The sequence below is a fragment of the Mesorhizobium sp. M1227 genome, assembly GCF_040318315.1.
Classification (GTDB): Bacteria; Pseudomonadota; Alphaproteobacteria; order Rhizobiales; family Rhizobiaceae; genus Mesorhizobium.
The window spans coordinates 1-1,776 of record NZ_JAMYLZ010000094.1 but is presented as its reverse complement, the minus strand read 5'-3'; the positions used below and the strand labels follow the sequence as shown (position 1 = coordinate 1,776).

Annotated in this window: 2 protein-coding genes; one reads left to right on the top strand and one right to left on the bottom strand. The window is 60.4% G+C overall.

Annotated elements, in window-relative coordinates; genetic code table 11:
- Positions 1-319 precede the first annotated feature (319 nt).
- Positions 320-1,357 carry an IS110 family RNA-guided transposase gene (locus NKH28_RS34240; protein WP_352502670.1) on the bottom strand — a complete coding sequence of 346 codons (1,038 nt, stop codon included), beginning with the start codon at positions 1,355-1,357 and terminating at the stop codon, positions 320-322.
- 155 nt (positions 1,358-1,512) lie between these two features.
- On the opposite strand from NKH28_RS34240, the gene NKH28_RS34235 reads away from it, so the two are divergent.
- A partial coding sequence (locus NKH28_RS34235) for a transposase (RefSeq protein ID WP_352981455.1) occupies positions 1,513-1,776 on the top strand: 264 nt, incomplete at its 3' end.

The window sequence follows — 1,776 nt, the reverse complement described above, 5'->3', positions numbered from 1 at the left end:
ACCGATAGTGTTGAAAAAGTCCGGGTTGCAGCAGTCCTGAAGCACTTCTCTATTCGGCATGTTGAGGTCAAGCGCTTTCGAGCTTGCGGCTTCTCCGGCGTTTGACGTCTTTCGCGGGGCCTCGCTTCTCTACGGGATCGGCTTTAGCCCTCCCAGCATGGGATCAGGAGAATGAAGCGGCACAATCTGATTCGCGGCCTGATCGGCTGCAGTGAGCGACCGGTCCGAGTGCTTCAACGAACTCGCCTCATCCATCGTCCCGCGAAGGACGTGCTTCCGCCGGTGGCGGAACTTGTCTCTCTCCTTACGGCCTTCCCGGTCAGATAGCGGCTGGCGAGGCCTCCCGCGTCCAGCGGAATTCGGTGCCGTCCACCCACATGCGGTGCATGATGACCGCCAGCCGGCGGGCGAGTGCCACGATCGCTTTTCGCAGACCGCACCGCTTGGCGACATTCATCGCCCACGCCTTCAGCCATGACCACTTCTTGACGCGCGTTAGCATCACTTGGGCGGCTTCGTAGAGCAAGGTGCGCATCATCCCGTCGCCGCACAGCGAGACGCGACCGACGCGGTGACTTTCACCTGATTGGTTGAGCACCGGCGTCAGTCCCAGGATGAACCCCACCGTTTTGGAGTTTCTGAATCGCTGTGGAATGTCGATCGTCGCGGTATAAGCCAGCGCCACCACAGGACCAACGCCGGAGATCGTCATCAAGCGCCGACAGACCTCATCGTCCCGCACGATTCTCAGAAGTCTGCGATGTAGAACTGTAAACTGTTCTCGCAGCTTGCAGCGCGCCTCCAGCAGCGGCGTGACAATTTCGGCCAGTTCACAGCGTCCTTCGACGAGCTCGCGAATCCGATCCTCAAACTTGACGGTCCCGACGACGCCAACCTTGAGCCCAAAATTGCGCAACAGGCCGCGCAGGTCGTTCTCGATGGCGAGGGCCTTTTCCTGCAGCAGCTTGCGCGCCGTCAGCAGCGCGCGGCGCTTCTGGCTCGTCAGCGTCTTGACATGCACCGGGCGGAACAGGTTGACGCGCATCATCTGTGCGATGCCGCGCGCATCATTGCGATCCGTCTTGTTCGGCCGCGCCTTGAGGAATGCCTTGGTGTGTCGGGTCTCGATGCAGATTGCCGGCAAACCGGCCTTGGCCAGGCCTTCGAACAGCCATTGCGACAACGGTCCGGCCTCGAGCCCGATCCGCTCGATGCGCAAGGCGGGACCTTTCAGAACCGCGGTGAGGTCGTCGGGGTGGCTGACCACCTTGACCTCGCGGCAGATCTTGCCAGTTTCATCGACAATGCAAACGGCGGTCTCTTTTACCGAGATATCCAATCCGGCATAATGCTTCATGCTGCGTTTCCTTTCCTGATGCTTGTGGCTGTAGCTGCAGACCACGTTCTATCATCAGCTCGGAGCGCAGCACCTCCGTCCATCACCGTCGAAGATGGGGCTCAAGCCGAATATCCCATCTGATTCAATCTTCGTCGTAAGAGGAGATTGAGTCGATGATGGGCGAGCAAAGTGTGATGCAGGAGGAGCTGTTCTACGGCTTCAGCCTGGAGCGGCATGTGCCGGCGGATCACCTGCTCAGAGCGATCGACCACTTCGTCGACCTGTCCGCCATCCGCCAGCATCTGGCGCCCTTCTACAGCCCGATCGGCCGTCCCTCGATCGACCCTGAGCTGCTGATCCGCATGCTGATCGTCGGCTATTGCTTCGGCATCCGCTCGGAGCGCCGGCTGTGCGAGGAGGTACATCTGAACCTGGCC

What these genes read in the sequence shown, in the direction of transcription:
- NKH28_RS34240 (WP_352502670.1), bottom strand. Translation starts at nt 1,357, where the DNA reads ATGAAGCATTATGCCGGATTGGATATCTCGGTAAAAGAGACCGCCGTT.